17 protein-coding genes are annotated in these 22,446 nt (G+C 35.4%); 8 read left to right on the top strand and 9 right to left on the bottom strand.

Annotated features, from left to right (window positions below; all coding sequences use genetic code 11):
• Positions 1-5: 5 nt before the first annotated feature.
• From AC06G9_RS02000 to AC06G9_RS01965, 8 genes are all read right to left on the bottom strand, one after another.
• Positions 6-3,161 (bottom strand): SusC/RagA family TonB-linked outer membrane protein, encoded by a 3,156-nt coding sequence (locus AC06G9_RS02000; RefSeq protein WP_434440188.1) that lies wholly within the window; start codon positions 3,159-3,161, stop codon positions 6-8.
• A 35-nt stretch (positions 3,162-3,196) separates the two neighbouring features.
• A complete protein-coding gene (locus tag AC06G9_RS01995; RefSeq protein ID WP_293928371.1) occupies positions 3,197-4,219 on the bottom strand; it encodes a DUF5007 domain-containing protein in 1,023 nt (340 codons plus the stop codon).
• A gap of 9 nt (positions 4,220-4,228) precedes the next feature.
• Positions 4,229-4,906 carry a fasciclin domain-containing protein gene (locus tag AC06G9_RS01990; protein ID WP_293928373.1) on the bottom strand — a complete coding sequence of 226 codons (678 nt, stop codon included), beginning with the start codon at positions 4,904-4,906 and terminating at the stop codon, positions 4,229-4,231.
• A gap of 13 nt (positions 4,907-4,919) precedes the next feature.
• Positions 4,920-6,518 carry a RagB/SusD family nutrient uptake outer membrane protein gene (locus AC06G9_RS01985; protein WP_480957444.1) on the bottom strand — a complete coding sequence of 533 codons (1,599 nt, stop codon included), beginning with the start codon at positions 6,516-6,518 and terminating at the stop codon, positions 4,920-4,922.
• An 18-nt stretch (positions 6,519-6,536) separates the two neighbouring features.
• On the bottom strand, positions 6,537-9,299 hold the full coding sequence (locus AC06G9_RS01980) for a SusC/RagA family TonB-linked outer membrane protein (RefSeq protein ID WP_480957443.1): 2,763 nt from the start codon (positions 9,297-9,299) through the stop codon (positions 6,537-6,539).
• Positions 9,300-10,285: 986 nt separating this feature from the next.
• Positions 10,286-11,299, bottom strand: a complete 1,014-nt coding sequence (argC, locus tag AC06G9_RS01975) for an N-acetyl-gamma-glutamyl-phosphate reductase (protein ID WP_045752467.1) — start codon at positions 11,297-11,299, stop codon at positions 10,286-10,288.
• 187 nt (positions 11,300-11,486) lie between these two features.
• Positions 11,487-12,671 carry an argininosuccinate synthase gene (argG, locus tag AC06G9_RS01970; RefSeq protein ID WP_293928381.1) on the bottom strand — a complete coding sequence of 395 codons (1,185 nt, stop codon included), beginning with the start codon at positions 12,669-12,671 and terminating at the stop codon, positions 11,487-11,489.
• Positions 12,672-12,731: 60 nt separating this feature from the next.
• The gene (locus AC06G9_RS01965; protein WP_045754610.1) at positions 12,732-13,448 is read right to left on the bottom strand and encodes a GNAT family N-acetyltransferase; all 717 of its coding nucleotides are present in this window, start codon (positions 13,446-13,448) and stop codon (positions 12,732-12,734) included.
• A gap of 665 nt (positions 13,449-14,113) precedes the next feature.
• Between AC06G9_RS01965 and AC06G9_RS01960 the strand changes: the two genes are divergently transcribed.
• Positions 14,114-14,305 (top strand): hypothetical protein, encoded by a 192-nt coding sequence (locus AC06G9_RS01960; RefSeq protein ID WP_248754904.1) that lies wholly within the window; start codon positions 14,114-14,116, stop codon positions 14,303-14,305.
• Between the two features lie 34 nt (positions 14,306-14,339).
• Here the strand turns inward: AC06G9_RS01960 and AC06G9_RS01955 are convergent, their stop codons facing one another.
• A complete protein-coding gene (locus AC06G9_RS01955; protein WP_480957442.1) occupies positions 14,340-16,472 on the bottom strand; it encodes a S9 family peptidase in 2,133 nt (710 codons plus the stop codon).
• 167 nt (positions 16,473-16,639) lie between these two features.
• On the opposite strand from AC06G9_RS01955, the gene AC06G9_RS01950 reads away from it, so the two are divergent.
• The 7 genes from AC06G9_RS01950 (at position 16,640) to AC06G9_RS01920 (ending at position 22,388) form a co-directional block, all read left to right on the top strand.
• A complete protein-coding gene (locus AC06G9_RS01950) occupies positions 16,640-17,929 on the top strand; it encodes a S8 family serine peptidase (RefSeq protein ID WP_480957441.1) in 1,290 nt (429 codons plus the stop codon).
• Between the two features lie 22 nt (positions 17,930-17,951).
• Positions 17,952-18,272 (top strand): S8 family serine peptidase, encoded by a 321-nt coding sequence (locus AC06G9_RS01945; RefSeq protein ID WP_480957440.1) that lies wholly within the window; start codon positions 17,952-17,954, stop codon positions 18,270-18,272.
• A 72-nt stretch (positions 18,273-18,344) separates the two neighbouring features.
• On the top strand, positions 18,345-18,527 hold the full coding sequence (locus tag AC06G9_RS01940; RefSeq protein ID WP_094771510.1) for a hypothetical protein: 183 nt from the start codon (positions 18,345-18,347) through the stop codon (positions 18,525-18,527).
• Positions 18,528-18,580: 53 nt separating this feature from the next.
• The gene (gene nth / locus AC06G9_RS01935) at positions 18,581-19,258 is read left to right on the top strand and encodes an endonuclease III (RefSeq protein ID WP_094771511.1); all 678 of its coding nucleotides are present in this window, start codon (positions 18,581-18,583) and stop codon (positions 19,256-19,258) included.
• 73 nt (positions 19,259-19,331) lie between these two features.
• Positions 19,332-20,351: a recombinase RecA gene (gene recA / locus AC06G9_RS01930; RefSeq protein WP_094771512.1), complete on the top strand. Its 1,020-nt coding sequence runs from the start codon at positions 19,332-19,334 to the stop codon at positions 20,349-20,351.
• Positions 20,352-20,426: 75 nt separating this feature from the next.
• A complete protein-coding gene (locus tag AC06G9_RS01925; RefSeq protein ID WP_293928394.1) occupies positions 20,427-21,200 on the top strand; it encodes an endonuclease/exonuclease/phosphatase family protein in 774 nt (257 codons plus the stop codon).
• 6 nt (positions 21,201-21,206) lie between these two features.
• Positions 21,207-22,388, top strand: a complete 1,182-nt coding sequence (locus AC06G9_RS01920; protein ID WP_480957439.1) for a metallophosphoesterase family protein — start codon at positions 21,207-21,209, stop codon at positions 22,386-22,388.
• Positions 22,389-22,446 lie beyond the last annotated feature (58 nt).

Below are 22,446 nucleotides of genomic sequence, written 5' to 3'. Positions count from 1 at the left end.
ACGTATTAAAACTCGATATTTAAACCCAAAGAAAATAATTTAGGCAAAGGATAGTTGCCCCCAAAGTCACGTCCTAGTGCACTTACAGTTTCCGGATTAGCTCCAGAATATCGTGTAATATATCCTAAATTTGCTGCTGAAAAATTCATGCTCATTCTATTCATGCCATATCTTCTTGTCAAGTTTTGATCGAAGTTATAATAGACTTTTATGGAATTGAGCTTTAAGTATGATCCATCCTCTTGGAATAGAGTTTGATTGTAACGGAATGGATTAATACGACCATTACGCACAAAATCCATCGGATTGCCATAGGTTGCAACATCACCATCCTGCTTCCAATAATCAATCATTGATAAAGGAACGATACTACCCATAGTAGTCGGATTTCCGAAGCGCGAGAATTGGTAAGCTAAAGTATTATTCAGAACGTCCCGTTTTAATGTAAACGAAGCATTCACCTCTACACTCCACTTTTTATATTGTAAAAGAGAAAATAATCCCCCTGTTATTGCCGGTTGCGAATTACCTGCTATAACACGGTCATTATTGTCCAACACATAGTTACCATCCAAATCTGTGAATATAGGATCGCCTCCTTTAAAATAATTTAAGGGATCATTTCCGCCCACCCGGTAAGGTAACCCAGTAACAGGATCCACAGGTACTTGTCCATTGGTTGCGTAAACTCCCTTCGTATTGAACAAGAAATTAGACAATGAATTAATCCCCAGTCTTTGATAAATATCTTGACCATCACTGCCCGTAGAAATTATTTTTTCACGTAAACCATCTGGTAATGCTGCCAAAATCTCTCTATTGATAGCAAAACTTCCGGACATGGTCCACTTAAATGGACTTGTAGGTGCTAACGGACGTCCTGTAACTTGAAACTCCCATCCATAATTCACATTACTGATCTCAGTTGATGCAATTTTGTTAAAAGAATTGGTTGATGAAATGACTTTATCTTGGAAGATATTATCATTTTGCTTGTAATAACTATCCATCGATAATGTAAATCTATTGCTAAATAGTGAGAAGTCTATCCCAGCATTATAAGTGGTCGCCTTTGACGGCTCTAATGATAAATTCGGCAAATAATTTAGATCAGTTACCACAGTTGGGTTATTATTGTAGCGATCAGAACCATAGTATTTACCATAAGTGTAATAGATATTACCATTTGGCGAAATATTAGAACCATAACTTAAACGTACAGAGCCATAATCCAACCAAGTAGCGTCTTCCATAAAACGTTCTTTTTCAATATTCCATTTGATTGCAATAGCAGGATTTTTGATATAACCAGCATTAGGACCATTGGTCGACAAACCATCCGCACGATAGTTTAAGTCTAATACATACCGCTGTTTATAGTTATATGAAAACTGCCCAGCAAAAGCCACCGTACGTAGATCATTATACTCAAGCGTTCCTCCTTTGGAACTTGCATAACCTGTCTGCTTGACAATTGGACCTTGCAATTGATCGTTCACAACGCGATCATTTTTCATCGCATCCGACTTAAAAGCTGAGGCTCTTAATTCTGAGAATGCAAACAATGAAAAATTATGGGCATCTTCACCATGCTCTTTAAAAGAAAAGACATAAGATAATTGATTTCTATTGTAAATAGTTGTCGCACGGTCATTATAGGTATAATACAATGCTTGATTATTATTCAATGCCGCCGGTGTAAAATTATCTTTCGTACCTGACTGACCATTATAATTCAAATACGATGATGCTTTAAAGTTTTTAAAGAAATCATAACTTAAATTAACAGTTGCTGTTGTAATCAATACTTTATTATCATCTTCCGTTTTCAAAGCACTTAAAGCACTGTTCACAGAAGAAAATAGCGTTGGAGCAGGCAACAAAGAAGAAGCATCTGCCGCTGCTGCAACACCTGTATTAAACAATCCATTACCACTACCCATACGTTGCTGTTGGATCGAATTGTTTAATTGCGCTTCCAATTTAAACCGTGGATTTGGATTATAGATCATATTCATGTTCAAATTATACCGACTATAGCCTGTATTTTTTTGAACACCTGTTTCATCATAAATCCCTAATGCTACTTTATAATTAAATTTAACATCACCCCCCGATACGTTCAGATTGTGTGTTTGATTATATGTAGGTTTGTAAAAGTACGATTGCCAATCAGTGGAATTATTATAATAAGGGTTATAGCGATCGGACAAAAATGGTGTATTGGCGATCATATCCAACGCATGATAATAAGAAGTATCGTATTTCATAATTTGATCAATACGTAACAATCTTTCATCCTTCCCTCCTATTACAGTTCGTAATTGTGGGACTGTGGATAGGAATGCTGACCCATTATAACGAACAACCGGAACTTTCGAATTACCACGTTTTGTCGTAATTAGTATAACGCCATAGGCACCTCTAGAACCGTACAGTGCTGTTGCTGCTGCATCCTTTAATACAGTAATGTTCTCAACATCCTCCGGAGGAATCTGTGATGCTGGCGAAACGCCAGGCCCCGCTTGTTGAAATCCATATGAAAAATTAGCATTATCATCCACAGGCACCCCATCGATCACATATAAAGGTGATGTCGGCGTCAGGAAAGCCGCATTACCATCACCTGATACACTAATATTAGAAATACCACGAATCGTCACACTCCCTCGCACACCTGGTGCACCAGAAGTATTCTGAATATTAAGACCAGCTACTTTACCTTGCAGTAAACTCATGATATCCGATGCAGGTACACCTTGGATATCTTTCCCTGAAATTGTAACAGCAGATCCCGTACTTAAAGCTCTATTTTTAGTTTGATAACCTGATGTAACTTTCGCTTCATTCAACATTTGAGTTGTTGCCTGTAAAGTCACTGCGATATAGGTTTTGTTATTAACAGCCACTGCAACCGTTTTATAACCCAGAGATTTAAATGTAATCTCTCCATTATCAGGCACGGTGATTGTAAACTTACCATATCGATCAGAACTTCCTATGGCTTTTCCTCCTAAGGAAATACTTACTCCCGATATTGTCTCATTAGAACTCGAAGAGCCACTCGTCACGACTCCCGTCACCTTGATCTGCTTTTGAGCATAAACAAGACTATGCGAACCTAAAGCCAATATGATACCTATCGTATATATATACTTCATTTGAAATACTTTTAATTTAAGTTTAAATTGATTTATTAATCGTTGGTGAATTTCGGTTGATCTCGTTTAAACCAAAAAGTCAACTCCCAATCACCTTTTTGGTAAATATTAAAATTAAAATTTAGGTAATTATTTTGAAGTATATTTCCAAAAGCCATACGATGAAATTTGAATGCAACTCGAGCTTGTCCTCCTGAGGAAGTTGTATATTTTGTAGGATATGCACTTAAAGGAATTGGATAAGCAACATCATATTTCACCTGAAAATTATCCTTAGTCATATTAAAACCGTGCACCAAATTATTCCAATCCGTATCTGCGAACTTATTGGGATCTATTGGGTTAGATAGTGAATCCACAAACTTAAAGGTCAAACTATTACCGTTACCTGTTTTTTTGAATAATACTTGTATATCAGAGCTCGTATTAAGGGGCTGTCCTCGTTCACCAATGATATTCGTACCTGAAGGATTGACAGATATGTTTGTTCCTTGTCCAGTAATCGGATCCAAATTAGAAGGCTCATAAGGTCTTTCTCTAAATGGAGTTAAGCGCATACCCTGAAAATACCGTCTGCCACCAGAATTGGACATTTCTACGTCAAAAACGTAACCCGAGTCCGGTTGAGCAACCACCATATTAGAGTTCGCTGCAGACCACATAATGAAATCACCTGAACGAGGTCGAATTTCAAATAAAGGATGATTCTCTATTTTACGTTTCGCTTCAATTTCCGCTAGCGATTTTTCAGTACCATCATAAATACCTTGCCATACAAGGACAGGATAAAGCTGTGTCAGTTCTGGTGCGGGATCCCCATTGAACCTCCTCATATTCAATATCTTAAAATCAAGAGGTAATGATGAATTTCCATATTGAAATATATTAGTAAATAAGGTATTTCGGCCTAATACAGGCTGGTAAAGCGTCTGTGTATATTTAGAATTATAAGCGATAGACAAGGTCTCTTCAGGTAGATTTTTTTTACAAGAAGAGAAGATAGCTATACCTAAAAATACAGGCAGACCTATTTTAACTATATTTTTTATTCTTTTCATAATTAAGTCTTAATTGTTTAGTCTTTCCGTAAACTCCTTAAAGCCGAAGTTATGAATGGATTCCAAAATATTAATTGTAGCATTGTTGGTTTTGATATTTACCGTAGTCGCTTTTGTTTTACCCCAATCTTGGGTAAAAACAGATCCAAAAGGATTACTAAAATTTAAGGTACTTGCTCCACCACCGATATAACCAGAAGAACTCTCTTTCGAATATTTAATATGCATGGGGTAATCAAATAAAATAGATTGTGCAATGATGCCATCCGAACTATTAATATACGCATCTGTCGTTCTATTACCACGAATGATGTATTTACATATAATCTCTTCTAATCCTTCAAGATCTAAATCTCTCAAGAATAAAGCATCATTTCCTTCCAACTCACGCTTAATATTCAAATACTTAATGGCTGTTTCAAAGTTTTTATTAACTGGTGCAAACAGTGTTATTTGTTGATTAGTCAATGAGTCTTTTAAATCTGGAAAACGGCCCAATACGACTAATAGGGAATCGAAGGTACCCTGCGGTTGTGCTTGGAGATATCCCAATGCAGACCCATTGAAGGATTGCACCTTGTTTTCATAATTGTAATAAGGTGACTCACTTTTAGTACATGCAAACATCCCTAGTGAGACAAGCATTAAGAAAAAGCGTATGCTATTATTTTTTTTTATACTTTTCATGTTGCTATATCTATTATTTCCAATACGGGTTCTGGGTAATACCTGGATTTGCGGTTATGACGTCTTGAGAGATTGGCCAATAAATACCTCCAGCCTCTTCAAACTCGCGAAAGGTCATTGATTTACCATCTTTATTGGCAAAAATTGTCTTTTGTTTTTTAATCCTATTGTAACGCACGAGATCATACCATTTCCAACCTTCCGCCATTAATTCACGTCTACGTTCTTGAAAAATAGCATCTATGATATCTGGGTTTTTAACGGATGAAAAAGTAATTCCTCTCAAATCAGCGGCTTTATTTAAAGATTCAAAAGCTCCATTTGTATCTCCTAGTACTGCCAAAGCTTCTGCATGCAATAAACTGATCTCCTCCAAACGACTAAATAAAAGTGTCGAACTAAATAAAGTAAGGTTACCTGAAGTACTTTCCGGCGAAATGACCTTAATCTTATTAAAAACAGGCATTTCTGATTCAAAATTATAGAAGTAATTGGTACGATATCGTTTGGTTTTTGGGTCAATTCCAAAACGAAGATCTTTAGGATCAGTAAAGATATTCATGATACTATCTTTATTGACAAACATCTCAGGTTTTGATTTCGGAATAAATGGTAACGCAAGAGTCAAACCCTCAATATGCCCATTATTGGTTGCTAATCCATTTCCTGATTCAAAAGGAAATCCAATTAATACTGTTGCGCGTTTAAAAGCGAATGGACTGTAACCATTATCGTTTTCTGTCAGATGAGCCATATTTAGATAAGTAGTACCAAAAGAACCATCGCCATTCAATTTCGTGTGGTTATCAAGTATAAACTTCGTATATGCTGCAACATCTACATAATTACCTTGCCATGCGGCAATATGCGCTAAAATACCATATACGGAAAGACGTGTAAATATGTTACCATTCCAAGAAGCCCATCCTTCGTTATAATAATCTCCAGGTAAGATCGGATCGGTACCACCATATCGAAATGGAACCAACTGAGCTGCGGTCAATAATTCTTTGGTTGCAAATTCAAGAACTTTATTTTGCGATGTTCTATTTTTAGCCTCAAAACTACCATCATGAGAAGAGGTCAGTAAAGGTACATCACCCCATATACGTGTCATATAGAAATAGGCAAAAGCGCGTAAAATTCTTGCTTGTGCGACATCCACATTATTATTGGTTTTAGTGTATCGTACATCCTCATTCATAATTTCTGAAGATCGCTCAATAAAAAGACTCGCGGCACTGATGACGGCATAAAATCTTCTCCAATTCGTTATTCTACTTATAATGGGATAAGATGCATTGAGCTGACCATTAACAATTGCTTTTAGATCACTACGATTGGTAATCGTAAAATCCCCCTGTCTAAGGTCGCCCATTAGCCAGTGGCCATTATCAGAAACAGTAGCAGAACGCATCAAACCGTATACAGACATTAAATTGGCTTTGGCATCCTCCAGCGATTTCCAATTTGTTTCTTCTGAAGCCAACCTATTCGAAGAAACATCATTTATTTTATTACAAGAATATGTGCTAGCAACTAATATTATAGTTAAAAGAGCTAGAGACAATTTACCTGTCCATAATTTTATTTTTATTATTACCTTATTCATGTCTAATAATCCTCTCGTTTATAAATCCAATTTAAATCCTACAACAACAGTTTTCGGAATACTTAAATTAGCGCCATCATAATAACCATTGAAATTAATTAACTCCGGGTCAGTTCCTGTAAATTTTGTTATAGTCAAAAGATTCATTGCTGTGACATAAAGATATAATCGTCTGATCGGTTGATCAGATTTTTTAAAAATTGTAGCCTTAGTCAAGTCATATCCTAGTGTTACAGATCGTAACTTCAAATAAGATGCATTCTCTAAAAAGAGATCTTGATCCACACGGTAAGGATCTACATCACTCCAAGGGTTATAGATCGGATAATTCTTTTCATTATTAAAACTTTGCCATGAAGACACTTCGCGTACCGAGTTGATGTCATTACCCGCTTCTCGGTTAATAAATCCATATCGTTTAGCCTCATATTGATTGATTGCTTTATGACCCGCTGCAAAAATGAAATTAAAATTCAAATCAAAATTTTTGTATGCTAAGTTATTATTCCAACCTCCGACAAAACTTGGGAGACGATCTTCCATTTGGACTTTATCATTGTTGTCAATACGATTATCCTTATTATGATCTTTCCAAATTGGATCACCTACTTTTATAGGAATACCATTAAATGTCAAGCCAACAGGGATCTCAGATTCAGAATTATAAATACCTTCATTATTATACAACCAGTAACTCCCAACGGACTTACCAACTTCCAATCTATTATCCCCGTTAATTAACTCCGTATAACCTTGAGGTAAAGACGTTACTTTATTTTTATTGTAACTCACATTAATTGCAGAATTCCAATTAAAACCGTCTTTATTTGCAATAATAGCTCCATTAAGAGTGAACTCTAGACCTTTGTTATTAATATTTAATCCTGATTTATAATTTAAACTATAGCCTGTTTCTGTCGGTACTGGTACTCCAACAACTTGATTTTTATTATTTCTGTTATAGGCAGAGATTGAAGCATTGATACGATTATTAAAAAAAGTTCCATCTAATGAAACGCTTGCGCGTTCTGCAATTGGCATCTTAATATTGTAACCAATAAAACCACTGTCATAAGGTCTATTGATACCTAACACCGGGCCATACCCTGGGATAGTAGGCTCTTCATACCAACCATTTTCCGACCGATATTGTGGTCCAGCTGCGTAACGGTCATCCAAAAATGGACTTACAGTCTTACCCCAACCTCCTACAATATTTAATTTATCGATGTAAGAATAATCCGCTAAAAACTGATTTTTCAAATTATAATTGATATTAAAGGCTGGTGTGGTTACCCATCTGCTATCTGGCTGACCATTTGATGATCCATCTCTTCTCACGATAGCACCAATATCAAGTATGTTTTTGTATTTATATTTCGCCGAACCATAGAAGGAGAGCATATTATGTACCTCTTTATCAATATATCTAAACACATAAAACTCAGTTGCATTCAGATCGGAAAGATTTACTTTATTCAATTTCACATAATCATTTGGTCCATTATAAGCACGAGCATAATTGTATTTATAGGTATCGCCTTGAAAGATCTGTCCAGCCTCTAGTGCTAACTGACTATCATCAGAAAAATCAAATTCATATGATGCTGAATTGTTAAGGATCAGTCGTTGATTATACCCAAAGTAACTAGATATATAACTTACACCATCCAATAACGTAGAGGGAGTAAAATAATCACGAGTGCCTTCATTGTAATCAAACATAAGAGAACTAGACAAAATCAATTTATTGATGTTTGCACTTAGTGTCAAGTTACCACCTAATGTTGTCACACGATTATTGTCAACATTTTTCTTGTTTTCATCTAAGAAACCATTGTAGATTTCTTTGTTGGGAGATAATGGCGTGGATAAATCTGGAATATAGCGTTGCTCCGCAAACCGATCTCTTAAGCTTTTGTTTCTTTTGCGGTCTAAGCGTGTTGCGTTTACGTTACTAGATACAGTCAGCCAGCTAAATGGTGCCATATTAATTCCAAAAAAAACATTATAACGGTTCAAATTTGTGTCATCTGCATTACCAGCATTTTTAGTTCCTGAACCAAAAAATCTAAAATTTGCACGATCATTTCCACCAGTTATACCCATATCAGCTGAATAAGTAGGTGTATTTTTGTAATATGAGTCACTCCAATTTGAAGGGCCAAAATAAGCCGTATTTGTAGAATCTCTTAAATAAGGCGCATAAGCATCAAATCTTTCTTGATTACCATACTTTTCATAAAAAGGTCTTCTGAAGATATTCTCATAAACACCATTTACTGTATTTACCTTAGGCGCTGGTGCAAAACCAAAGTAAGAATTGATACTAATATCTTTTTGGCCCGATTTTGCATTTTTTGTGATGATATAAATTGCACCATTTGCAGCATTTGGTCCCAACTTAGTTAATTCGTAAGGATCTTTAATAACAGAAATAGATTGAATATTACTTACATCAATTTGCGACAATAAATTTGTAGAAGGACCAATCCGGTTATAATCATACTTCTGAACATCGAATGCAAAAGGATTCTCAGCAACTATAGGAACACCATTTACATAAATAGCAGGCTGTAATGCGTAAACATCTCTTTTAGAAAATAAGATTCCAGAAGCACCTTGTACAATGATGCTTTGCTCCGTACCCGGTTCGCCATTTGGCTCTTGTACATAAACTCCTGCAAGATTTCCTTTGATTATCTGTTGAATAGATAAATTAGGTACGGGGGTTGCAGAGCGCATATTGATCGTATCTCTAACAGATTTAAATTTCTGCATGGCCTGCACCATTTGGCCAATTGTGTCAGTTTTCACATTATAATCGGAATCCTCATTTTTTATAGTATCCAGCAAAGTATATGAGCCAATTTGAACGGGGAGTTTAAATGGGCTTTTTTTTGCGTATAAAGATTGAGTCCCAACAATAGATAAAAACAAAGCACATGAAACGCTTGTGTAAATTTTAACCATTATTTTAATTTAATTTAAGTTTATTCATTAATACTGATGCGCATATTTCACCCTAAACTTGTAAAACTGACCTAAATTGAATTAACACAACAAGAATCACCGTAGTATTTGATATGAAATTAATTTTTTTGGCACAGCAAACTACATTTATTAAACTTCAAAAACTGTTCGAAAACGTTGTTAAATGAAATAGAGTTTTTGAAATTCTACCCGCGCTAAAAATTCTATAATATGTCAGTACTAGTAAAAGGCTAGGTTTAAAAAAAATTTAAGAAATAACACTATTGGTTAGGATAGCAGCTATTACTCTTTGATTATTAAAACATTAATAATTATTTGCTTTACAATAATAGGATAATAATTAACATAAGTTTATAGCACACAACAACGAAATCGTTTGCGCAATCTACACAATCGATTGCAGAAAAATTATGTATAACATAACTGATTTATGCTTAAAATTAGCACTTCATATTATCTGAATATGAATTAAAGGTCGATTTAATAGATTTTTGCAACTATCTTGATTCAAGACTTTTATAATCAAACGAATATAAAAATCAGTCGTTCGTGCAAATAGTATATGGACACTGATTAAATAACTTTGTAGAGAATAATGCATCAGCAAGATAATTACTACACAAGATCTAACTACTGCGGGAACAAAGTGAGGAAGTCTTGATTAATAATCGTAATTAAATGAATAAGATTATTATTTAATTGCTTATGCAACAAAAAAAAGCGAAGCCCATGATGGTCTTCGCTTTTCAATTATATAATATTTTGGAATAGATTTAAAACCCTACACTTTTTAAATTTAAGCCCATTCTTTCGTTTAAACCAAACATTAAGTTCATATTTTGTACCGCTTGGCCTGATGCTCCTTTTAACAAATTATCAGTTGCATTTAAGATTAATAATTTGTTGCCGTGTTTTTCTAAATGAATAATACTTTTATTTGTATTGACAACTTGTTTCAGATCGATATTTTCTCGGCTCACATGTGTGAATGAATGTCCTTCATAATAAGTCTCATACAACTCATAAGCTTGTTCTTCAGATAAGTCTGAATCGACATATATCACTGAAAATATTCCTCTTGTAAAATCACCTCGTTGTGGGACAAAGTTGATTTTCGCTGCCGCACGCTCTAATAATGTTTGATCGGACTGAGGAAGGAATCCATCTTGCAACTGTGCTAAAGATTCTGATATTTCCTGTAAATGTTGGTGTTCAAATGATTTATAGGCTGATAGATTATTATTTCTCCATGAGAAGTGTGTAGTTGGTCCAGGTTTCTGACCCGCTCCTGTCGATCCTGTTGTTGCATTGATATGGATCTGCTCTGGTAATAATCCTTTGTATGCCAATGGTAGAAGCGCTAATTGAATATTGGTGGCAAAGCAACCTGGATTGGCAACATATTGTGCCGATTTGATCACTTCTCTATTTAATTCTGGCAATCCATAAACAAATTGTTGACCTTGATAAGAAGTATTCGCTTTTAAGCGAAAATCCTGAGATAAATCAATAATTTTTACCGATGCATCTACTGGATTTGCGTCTAAAAATTTCTTTGCGTCGCCATGACCTACACACAAAAATAACACGTCAATATTGGAATGAAAATCTGAAGAAAAAGTTAATTCGGTATCGCCAAATAGGTCATTGTGCACTTCATAAATTTTATTTCCTGCATTGGAAGCGCTATTTGCAAATACAATTTCAACTTCTGGATGGTATATCAATATCCGTAATAACTCACCTCCTGTATACCCCGCTGATCCTACTATTCCTACTTTTATCATTTTTTAGTATTTAGATTATTAATTGGACTAGGCCATGCATGTACCTAATATCTGCTTTCATTCCATGATCTATCAGTGAAACCAATGGATGTTAAAAATGGATCCCTATCTCAAATGATGAGTTTGGGATCCATTACTTTTTTTAATAGAAAATTAATGACTTCGAATACATTGTATCTATATATCTTTATTTTCCGTTGACTTTATGCCAAATAATGGTTTGATTACCAAATATTTTAGAGAATCCTTTTACATCATCTCCAGTATACCCAGCATTCATCTCTCCATATGTTCCAAATTTATTAGACATCAAATCATGTTCCGATTCAATACCGATCATAATAAAACGATATGGATGCAACTCGACAATTACTTTTCCTGTAACTGCTTCTTGTGTTGATGTTAGGAATGCTTCGATATCACGCATAACGGGATCATGCATCTGTCCTTCGTGCATATAATTGCCATAGAATCCTGCAATCTGGTCTTTCCAAGATAGTTGCCATTTTGTCAAGGTATGCTTTTCTAAAGCATGATGTGCTTTGATCAATACTACTGAAGCAGCAGCCTCAAATCCTACACGACCTTTGATACCAATAATGGTATCTCCTACATGGATATCACGGCCGATACCATAAGGCTGAGCCAATGCTTGCAATTCTTGAATAACACTTACTGCATCTAATGTTTTGCCGTTCAAGGCTGTTGGTTCACCTTTTACAAAATCAATAGTGATCTGTTGAGGTTCTGTCGCGGTAACAGGTGTTGGCCAAGCAGACTCTGGTAAATATTGATTAGAAGTCAATGTTTCTGCCCCTCCTACTGAAGTTCCCCAAAGACCTTTGTTAATGGAATATTTGGCTTTTTCAGCAGAATATTCAACTCCATGTTTATTCAAATATTCGATTTCATCTTCACGTGATAATTGTAAGTCACGTATCGGTGTTATGATCTCGACTCCTGGAATTAATGTATGGAAGATCATATCAAAACGTACTTGATCGTTACCTGCTCCTGTAGAACCGTGTGCTACGCATTCGGCTCCAATTTTCTTTGCATAATTGGCAATAGCTGTGGCCTGACAAACACGTTCTGCTGAAACGGATAATGGATAAGTTGCGTTTTTCAATACATTACCAAAAATTAAATATTTAATAGTTTCGCGGTAATAGTCTTGCGTTTCATCAATAGCTGTGTGCGATTTTACACCTAAAGCATAAGCTCTCGCTTCAATTTGTTTTAATTCCTCCTCTGAGAAACCACCTGTGTTAACTACTACTGAGTGAACTTCTAAACCTAAATCTTGTGTCAAATAAATACAGCAAAATGATGTATCTAACCCGCCACTAAATGCTAAAACTACTTTTTTCATCTTTTTGGATTAATTCGTTGATCAACCTCACACAGAGGCTAAATCAAAAATATAAAAAACTTAAAACTCCTTAACTACTTTTTTACTCTTATGGAAATTGACCGCAACGAACTTTTTTGCTGATTTCCATAATTTTGCTTCTATCCGCTTCAATAGGGATTGTTTTTGCGTAATACGCTCTAATCTTTCTTTTGCTTCTGCCTTTCGCTGAATTTTTTCTTTCAACTCACGTTCTTTATCAACAGGATCCCAAAGCATCGCTGTACACATGCAGTTCTTACGGTCCTTACTCAATAAAATATCGTAATTTACGCAGCTTTGGCAGCCTTTCCAAAACTCCTCATCTTGTGTCAATTCGGAATAGGTCACCGGCTCGTAACCAAGTTCTGAATTGATTTTCATCACCGCCAGACCTGTTGTTAAACCGAATATCTTAGCATGTGGATATTTTTCTCTAGATAATTCGAAAACTCTTTTTTTAATCGCTTTTGCCAAACCTACTTTTCGAAATTCGGGATTGACAATTAATCCGGAATTGGCAACATAGTCGCCATGTCCCCAGGTCTCGATATAGACAAACCCCGCCCATCGACCATCTTTATGTAAAGCAATAACAGCTTTACCTTCAACCATTTTATTGGCAACATACTCTGGTTTGCGACGAGCAATACCAGTCCCCCGAGCTTTTGCAGACTCGAACATTTCATTGCAAATCTGCTCAGCATATGCAACATGCTCAGGCTTTGCTGGAATAATTAAAAATTCTGAAATAGTCATTGACTTACGACCCAAATAATAAAACGAACAATCGAAATTGCGTTTTGCTATGAAAAAACAATTAATAAAATCGTGGAGCGCCATCATCGGACCTGATGATATTACTAAAAAGAAAGATCACTACCTCATATCAAGCCCGAGGTAGTATGGGTCGTCGAAAGCGAAGAACCGGAATCTCCATAAAAATAAAAGAACAATATCCCCTTACGGCAAACTTTTCAAAAGCATGCAGCTGAGAGAACTTATATATATTGTTATTCTTCATTTTCTAGTTATTGTCTTCCTATGTGACGCTGCAAATGTATAAAATAATTTTTTTCTTTTCGGCAATAATACTGCTCATTTTTTATAAAATGACAAAAAACAATAAAAAGAAGAAAATATTGGACATAAAAGCTATAAATCAACTACTTAAATCAATTTACTGCAATGAATATCGGATAAATAAAAAAACCATTATCCTAATAAAAATGAATATTCTTTAATAACTTACCATCAATGTTTTAAAAAAATAAAGAAATAGAAACTTTTAGTATTCTCATTAAAATTAGATAATTTTGTACTTCATCGGTGAATATATAAAGTTTACCATTAGTACACAACGTCATATGAGCACACCTAGTATCATTTTCTATTGCATTTTTGGTATACCGTACTTTATTTTTATGTATTGGTTAGTTAAACAAGATAAACAAAAGTATGCTTGGGGAATAGCACTTATTACTGTAATCGCTGTCCTTGCTATATATGTATCGCAAAAAGCGAGTAAAGTGGCGATCGATAATTATCAACAGCATCAAATTGATTCTAGACAAATAGAACATGATGAAAAAATGGATAGTTTAAACCATAAATAAATCAAGCGCCAAGGGCGCTTGATTTATTTATGGTTTATTTATCAATATGCTCCAAGGCAAACAAAAATGCATAGTTAAGCGCAATATCCTTGAGATAATCAAATCGTCCTGATGCTCCCCCATGACCATATTCCATATCTGTTTTCAGCAATAATACATGATTATCGGTTTTCATCTTTCTCAACTTTGCTACCCATTTTGCTGGTTCAAAGTATTGCACTTGACTATCGTGTAACCCAGTAGTGACTAGCATGTTGGGATATTCTTTTTCTTCTATATTTTCATAGGGAGAATAGCTCTTCATATATTGATAAGCTTCTTTATCATTTGGATTTCCCCATTCATCGTATTCATTAGTCGTCAGGGGGATACCTTCATCGAGCATGGTGTTGACTACATCCACAAAAGGAACTTGTGCAATGATGCCATTCCAAAGTTGGGGTTCCATATTGGCCACAGCTCCCATCAAAAGTCCTCCGGCACTTCCTCCTTGGGCATAAAGGTGCCCTATGCTGGTCAATTTTTGATCAATCAAATAATGACCACAGGCAATAAAATCGGTAAATGTATTGATCTTATTCATCATTTTTCCTTCCTCATACCATTTCCGTCCCATTTCCTCTCCTCCGCGGATGTGAGCGATGGCATAGATAAAACCACGATCTAATAGGCTTAATCTAGCGCTGCTGAATGTCGGGTCAATGGCATATCCATAAGAACCATACGCATATAATAGTAACGGTGCTGAGCCATCTTTCTTGGTGCTATTTTTATAGACAAGTGAAATAGGAATACGTACACCATCTTTTGATATTGCATATAGGCGTTCTGTTGTATACGCACTTACATCATAACCTCCAACTACTTCTTGTTGCTTCAATAAGATTTTTTCCTTAGTTTCTAGATGATATTCATAGGTCGAGGAGGGTGTTACCAATGAAGTATAGCCGTAACGCAATTTATCGGTATGATATTCAACATTGGTACTTGGGTAGACAGTGTAGGCAACTTCTCCAAAATCAAGATAATGCTGCTCTTTGCTTGTCAAATGATGTACAGCAATATGAGATAACCCATCTTTTCGTTCGGAAATGACCAAATAGTTTTTGAATTCATCGACATCAGTTACCAGTACGTCTTCGCGGTGAGGAATAAATGTTGTCCACTGTGCTTTACTTGTATTTTCGAGTGGGCATTGCATAACTTTAAAATTTATGGCATCATCATTTGTTACGATCAGAAAACGGTCTTCTAAAGCCGTAACTTGATAAAGTACATCTTTTATGCGGGGTTGAAATACTTGAAAATCTCCATCTGGATGATCAGACTTTAGGTATAAAACCTCTGATGAAAGTGTTCCTTCTGATTGAATAAATATATATTCACCATTCTTGGATTTGCTGACACCGATGTAATTGGTATTATCTATTTCAGTGTATACAGTGACGTCATCATCTGTCTGGCTTCCCAATGTATGCCTCTTAATTTTTTCACTTAAGAGTGTCACCGGATTTTTTGATGTATAAAATAGCGTTTTATTATCCTTTGCCCAGATGGAACTCCCCGATGTTCTATGTAGTTCATCTTGATAGATCTCCCCTGTAATTAGATTTTTAATGTATATGGTATACTCTCTTCGTGATACAGTATCGACACCAAAAGACATCAGACTGTTGTCAGGGCTTATCGAGAATCCAGTAGCAGAATAATACGCATACCCCTCTGCCATGGCATCTATATCCAGCAGAATCTCTTCTCTGGCACCAGGCTGATCTTTTTTTCTACAAAACTTAAAATATTGCTTACCTTCTTCTGTACGAGTATAATAATAATATCCATTTTTAAGATATGGAACTGATTCATCTTTTTCCTGAATGCGCGCTTTCATCTCCTGAAACAGCTGCTTTTGCAATCCTGTAGTCGGTTCTAGCACTGCATCTGTATAATCATTCTCTTTTTTTAAATAGTCAATGACCAATTCTGCATCTGGTCCTTTCTTAAAAAAATCATTCATCCAATAATATTCATCGACTGTCTGATCATGATGAATATCTCTTATGTGCGGTTTGACCGGCGCTATAGGGGAGGATAACGACTCTTTTTTTGATTCTTTTGCTTCGGACTGTTCTGCTGAAACTGCTCCTATAATGCTATTTAAAATAATCATACCTAATATACTTTTACAGATGAGATAATCCTGAATAATTAAAAAAAATCAGAATTATATAAAAAGTAAAAATAAGGATGTATTCGCATTATTTAATAAAAATTAACATTTTAAGCCCCTTCCTAGCATTATATTTGCAGATCGTAATAAGATCAAAATATCAACAGATGAATTTAAGAAGATTACTTTATGTATTTGCTATAGGACTAATACCAGTTTTGGGATATACTCAAGATAATAAAAGCGTGCCTGAAAATTGGTTTAATTTAGATTATGAGAAAGATGGTGTTCTAGGCATCAGTACAGAGAGGACTTATGAAAGCCTTTTAAAAGGCAAAAAATCAACACCGGTTATTGTTGCGGTGCTGGATGGAGGGGTCGATGTCAATCATGAAGATCTGAAAAATGTGGTGTGGATCAATGTTAAGGATAGCTTATCTAATGGAATTGATAACGACAACAATGGATTTATCAATGATCGATATGGGTGGAATTTTATTGGTAATGCAAAAGGTGAAAATGTACAGTTCGATAATTTAGAGCTAACCAGATTAATTCGTAAGAATGCGCCGAAATATAGTGGGGTAACTGCCGCTACCGTATTAACGGACCAGGAGAAACGAGCTTACAATGCCTACCTGAAAATGGTCGAAACCTATAATGAAAAATTAGATGATGCAAAGTATGGCGCGATGAACTATGTCGCGCTTAAAGAGAATATAGATAATCTGGTAAAAGGTATCAACAAAGATAAATCACAAATCACCACAGCAGATCTGGACAGCCTTAATCCTGCTGGCAATCGTCAAAAAATAGCAATTCGAATTGCTAAAGAAGAGATCGAAAAAGCTGGGGGATTTGCTAAATTTTATCAGGATTTAAAGGAAGGGGCTGATTATTTTGGTAATCAAATTGCTTATCATTTGAACAAAGATTATGATTCTCGTTCTATTGTTGGCGACAACTATGATGATACTAGTGAATATCACTATGGCAATCCAGATGTAACTGGACCCGATGCACTACACGGTACTCATGTTGCTGGTATCATTGCTGCCGATCGTACAAATAGTATTGGTATTAAAGGCGTGGCCGATAATGTCAAGATTTTATCCGTACGTCTTGTTCCTGATGGTGATGAACGTGATAAGGATGTTGCTAATGGTATTCGTTATGCGGTGGATAATGGTGCAAAAGTAATTAATATGAGTTTTGGCAAGAGCTATATATATAATAAAAAAACAGTTGATCAGGCTGTACAATACGCAATGTCAAAAGATGTTTTGCTCGTGCATGCTGCTGGTAATGATAGTGAGAATAATGATTTATCACCTAACTATCCCAATAAGTTTTTCACGGATAGTCTTGGCGCAATAACTGGAGTTGCTGATGCTTGGATCACCGTCGGTGCAACTGGTCCCCGTAAAGATGAGGAACTTCTAGCTAGTTTTTTCTAATTACGGCAAGACGTCGGTGGATGTGTTTGCTCCTGGGCTATACATCAATTCGACTGCACCGCACTCGGAGTATAAAGAGGAACAAGGTACAAGTATGGCCGCTCCCGTTGTAGCGGGACTAGCTGCCATGCTGCGATCTTACTATCCACAATTAACGGCTTTGGAAACTAAAGAAATTATCATGAATTCTGTTACAAAACTAGAAGATACCGTACGTATTAAATTGGAAGATGGATCTTTTAAGACCGTAAATTTATCTGATATATCCCTTTCTGGTGGTATTGTAAATGCATATACGGCAGTGGAAAAAGCAAATGATTATATCACAAAAAAGAAAAAATAAAATATTGACATAATATTTGCATCTTGTTTTACGTTTTACTTATAAATTTAACGATAACAACAAGGATTGCGTATGGTCGAAAACTTTACAACTGAACATGAAGTTAAGAACATCGAAACAGAAGCAAAATTTTCTGATGAAGATGTGGAGCAACAATTAAAACTTCAGCTACCGAATATGATGATGAATCCAAGTGATTCATGCATTGAACATATTTTGAATTATTCAAAATCGGTAGTTACTAAAAAGGCTTAGTCGGGAGATTAAGCCTTTTTTATTTTTTAAAAACTTGACTATCTTTGGTAGATATGTTGAAAAAAGATAGATATAAAGCTTTTGTAGAATACTTTTCTAAAAATAGTCCAGATGCGCAAACAGAATTGAACTATAGTAATCCGTATGAATTATTAGTCGCTGTTATCTTATCTGCACAATGCACAGATAAACGAATCAATCTGGTGACACCTAAACTTTTTCAACAATTTCCCAATGCAGAAGCTTTAGCGAATAGTAGCGTGGATGAAGTATTTTCATATATCCGCTCGGTGAGCTATCCCAATAATAAAGCAAAACATTTGGTTGGCATGGCAAATATGCTTGTCAATGTTTTTGACTCTGTCGTCCCCGAAAAAATAGAGGATCTGATCAAACTGCCTGGTGTGGGCAGGAAAACAGCAAATGTAATCTCATCTGTTGTTTATAATAAACCTGCTATGGCTGTTGATACGCATGTGTTTCGCGTGAGCAACCGGCTCGGATTAACGAGCCGTGCTACGACACCTCTTGCAGTAGAGAAGCAATTGGTAAAATATCTACCTGAACATACTATAGCAATTGCTCACCATTGGTTAATTCTACATGGACGATACATTTGCTTGGCTCGAAAGCCCCAATGTGATAAATGCCCGATTACTTTTATGTGTAAATACTTTGAAAAGACGCATCAAGTAAAGGAAATCAAAGAAAGCATAACTGAAAAAATATAGACTAACTTTTTTAGTAAAAATATTTTGTGAATTAAAAACTATTGTGTACTTTTGAATCAACAATACTAAAAATATGAGCAACCCAGATAAATTAAAAGCGTTACAGCTTACATTAGATAAATTAGAAAAATCATATGGCAAAGGTGCCATTATGAAGTTAGGAGATGCAGCTGTTGATGCTATCGAATCCATCTCTACAGGTTCTTTAGGTCTTGATATTGCATTAGGTATCGGAGGTGTTCCTAAAGGTCGTATTATTGAAATATACGGTCCAGAATCTTCAGGTAAAACAACTCTAGCGACACATATCGTTGCTGAAGCTCAAAAAGCAGGTGGCATTGCTGCATTTATCGATGCGGAACATGCTTTTGATAAATACTATGCACAAAAATTAGGTGTTGACGTAGAAAATCTATTAATTGCCCAGCCTGATAATGGTGAACAAGCTTTAGAGATTGCAGATAACTTAATCCGTTCGGGAGCTATTGACATTATTGTAATTGACTCTGTTGCGGCTTTAGTACCAAAAGCGGAGATTGAAGGTGAAATGGGTGATTCAAAAATGGGTCTTCAGGCACGTTTGATGTCTCAAGCTTTACGTAAATTAACGGGTACGATTTCGAAAACAAACTGCTGTTGTATTTTTATTAACCAACTTCGTGAAAAAATCGGTGTTATGTTTGGTAATCCTGAAACAACGACTGGTGGTAACGCGTTGAAATTTTATGCATCTGTTCGTTTAGATATTCGTCGTACTTCTCAAATCAAAGATTCGGATGAAGTATCGGGTAATCGTGTGAAAGTAAAAATTGTTAAAAACAAAGTAGCTCCTCCGTTTCGTATTGCAGAATTTGATATCATGTTTGGAGAAGGTATTTCTAAAGTTGGTGAAATCATCGATCTAGGTGTTGAATATAATATCATCAAAAAAGCGGGTTCATGGTTTAGCTATGGAGAAACGAAATTAGGTCAAGGTCGTGATGCTGTAAAAAACTTATTGCATGATAATCCAGATCTAGCAGATGAGTTGGAAGCTAAGATCAGAGCGGAAGTTTCAGGTGTAGATCCTAATCTTGTTTTAGAAGAAGATTAATTTTATATTACATAAATAATTTAGGTATAGCCATTCCCAAAAGAATGGCTATATTTATTTTTAAAACCTTTGCCAATGAAAAATCATATTCTTTGTTATTTTATTCTTTCAATTTTATGTTGCAGTGCACTCGGACTTTCGGCACAACAATTAAAAATATTGACTTATAACATTCATCATGCCAATCCTCCCAGTGAGCATGCTAGCGTTACTAACCTAGATACCATCGCTTCCATTATCAAAAAAACAGATGCTGATCTAGTGGGCTTACAAGAAATCGATGTTAACTTGAACCGTTCCCAAAATACGGATCAAGCGAAAAAATTAGCCGAACTTACGGGCATGCACTACTTTTTCTCCAAAGGTATCAATCTTGATCATGGTGAATATGGAACTGTCATCCTCTCAAAATATCCTATTGTGAAAAGTGAACGTTTCGAACTTCCATCACCAATTGAAAGTGAAAAGAGAAGTTTAGGCATCATCCATATTAAATTAAATGGAAGGACAATCAAATTTGCGAATACACACCTTGATCTGAAAAAAGAAAATCGACTAGCACAAACGGCTTTTATCATCGATAAATTTAAAAATGATCAGGAACTTGTTATTTTAGTTGGAGATCTCAATGCACGACCTGAAGAGCAACCTATCCGCAACTTAGAAAAAGTATTTACACGAAGTGAAATCAAAAACGGATTTACAATACCTGAAGTAAATCCTGATCGTGAAATTGATTTTATCATGATAAATAAAGGAAATCAATTTAAATTTAAAAATCATCATGTTTTATCCGAAACCTACGCCAGTGATCACAGACCTGTGTATGTTGAAATTAATGCCCAATAATAGCTCATGAGTATCAACCGAAGAAAATTTTTAGAAGCCTTAACTATTGCAGGTATAACATTACCAAACATAAGCTTTGCAAATAAAAAAATTGAGGCTAGTAATAGCGTAAAATTTGATTTTATCGTCCCCGCATATTTACAGAATCAGATCAATAATAATATAAGCGTATTTTCGATTCTCAATAAACCTGCATTTGCTTGGCTAGAAATCTTAGATGACAACAATCAGATCAAGAGCAAAATATATCAAAGTGAAGATGGTATGTTGGAAGCAAATACTGACTTGTTTAAGTTTACCATAATTGATGCTCCAAGAAGATTTAAATATAGAATTGTAGCTAAGGAAGTTCTTAAATTTGAGGCTTATAAAATTGTTTATGGCGAGGAAATTAAATCGGATATTCTTTCTGCAAAATTAGCGAAAAAAGACCAAGATCAAATCAGTTGCTTGATATACAACGATGTTCATGAAACAAAGAATACATACAAAGATCTGGTGCCTAATCAAAATCTAGATAGATATGATTTTGCGATTCTTAATGGAGATTCTTTTCATTATGTAAGCAACCAAAATGATATCACCGAAAAACTGCTACAACCCTTTTCATTTTTTGAAACGAGTAAACCTTTTATCATGAATCGGGGAAATCATGAAACTAGAGGCTCATTTTCGCGTATTTTCAAGAAGTATTTCGGTTATCCCGAAAATAAATTTTATCAATCTTTCAAATTGGGACCTATTTATTGGATTCTACTAGACAGTGGAGAGGATAAGCCCGATACCCATGAAGTATATGGTGGGACTGTAGATTATGATCATTATCGCAAAGAACAGGCGGTTTGGTTAGAACAAGTATTGCAATCAAAAGAAAGAAAATCAGCTCAACATACGGTAGTGGTCAGCCACATTCCTATTTTCCACGCTGATGATTGGCACGGCACATTACATAACCGATCCACCTTTCATCCATTGTTTCAAAAATATAAAATTGATGTGATGATTACAGGTCATACACACCAATATGGTTATCACCCCCCTGACCAAGACCATAACTATACACTGTTTATTGGCGGTGGACCCAAGACAGGTGAAAGAACGGTGATCGATGTACATGGTGATAAAAGATCTCTGGACATAAAAATGATCAAAGATAATGGCGATATCGTGGGACATCTCAAAAAATAAAAATTCTATTTTATCATAAACAAGACAAGGCGTTTACTATGTAAACGCCTTGTCTTGT

The sequence above is a fragment of the Sphingobacterium sp. MAE genome (genome assembly GCF_056711605.1).
Note: the sequence above shows the minus strand (reverse complement) of the source record. Positions and strands in the feature narration are given on the sequence as shown.

What these genes read in the sequence shown, in the direction of transcription:
- AC06G9_RS02000 (WP_434440188.1), bottom strand. Translation starts at nt 3,161, where the DNA reads ATGAAGTATATATATACGATAGGTATCATATTGGCTTTAGGTTCGCAT.
- AC06G9_RS01995 (WP_293928371.1), bottom strand. Translation starts at nt 4,219, where the DNA reads ATGAAAAGAATAAAAAATATAGTTAAAATAGGTCTGCCTGTATTTTTA.
- AC06G9_RS01990 (WP_293928373.1), bottom strand. Translation starts at nt 4,906, where the DNA reads ATGAAAAGTATAAAAAAAAATAATAGCATACGCTTTTTCTTAATGCTT.
- AC06G9_RS01985 (WP_480957444.1), bottom strand. Translation starts at nt 6,518, where the DNA reads ATGAATAAGGTAATAATAAAAATAAAATTATGGACAGGTAAATTGTCT.
- AC06G9_RS01980 (WP_480957443.1), bottom strand. Translation starts at nt 9,299, where the DNA reads ATGCAGAAATTTAAATCTGTTAGAGATACGATCAATATGCGCTCTGCA.
- argC (WP_045752467.1), bottom strand. Translation starts at nt 11,299, where the DNA reads ATGATAAAAGTAGGAATAGTAGGATCAGCGGGGTATACAGGAGGTGAG.
- argG (WP_293928381.1), bottom strand. Translation starts at nt 12,671, where the DNA reads ATGAAAAAAGTAGTTTTAGCATTTAGTGGCGGGTTAGATACATCATTT.
- AC06G9_RS01965 (WP_045754610.1), bottom strand. Translation starts at nt 13,448, where the DNA reads ATGACTATTTCAGAATTTTTAATTATTCCAGCAAAGCCTGAGCATGTT.
- AC06G9_RS01960 (WP_248754904.1), top strand. Translation starts at nt 14,114, where the DNA reads ATGTATTGGTTAGTTAAACAAGATAAACAAAAGTATGCTTGGGGAATA.
- AC06G9_RS01955 (WP_480957442.1), bottom strand. Translation starts at nt 16,472, where the DNA reads ATGATTATTTTAAATAGCATTATAGGAGCAGTTTCAGCAGAACAGTCC.
- AC06G9_RS01950 (WP_480957441.1), top strand. Translation starts at nt 16,640, where the DNA reads ATGAATTTAAGAAGATTACTTTATGTATTTGCTATAGGACTAATACCA.
- AC06G9_RS01940 (WP_094771510.1), top strand. Translation starts at nt 18,345, where the DNA reads ATGGTCGAAAACTTTACAACTGAACATGAAGTTAAGAACATCGAAACA.
- nth (WP_094771511.1), top strand. Translation starts at nt 18,581, where the DNA reads ATGTTGAAAAAAGATAGATATAAAGCTTTTGTAGAATACTTTTCTAAA.
- recA (WP_094771512.1), top strand. Translation starts at nt 19,332, where the DNA reads ATGAGCAACCCAGATAAATTAAAAGCGTTACAGCTTACATTAGATAAA.
- AC06G9_RS01925 (WP_293928394.1), top strand. Translation starts at nt 20,427, where the DNA reads ATGAAAAATCATATTCTTTGTTATTTTATTCTTTCAATTTTATGTTGC.
- AC06G9_RS01920 (WP_480957439.1), top strand. Translation starts at nt 21,207, where the DNA reads ATGAGTATCAACCGAAGAAAATTTTTAGAAGCCTTAACTATTGCAGGT.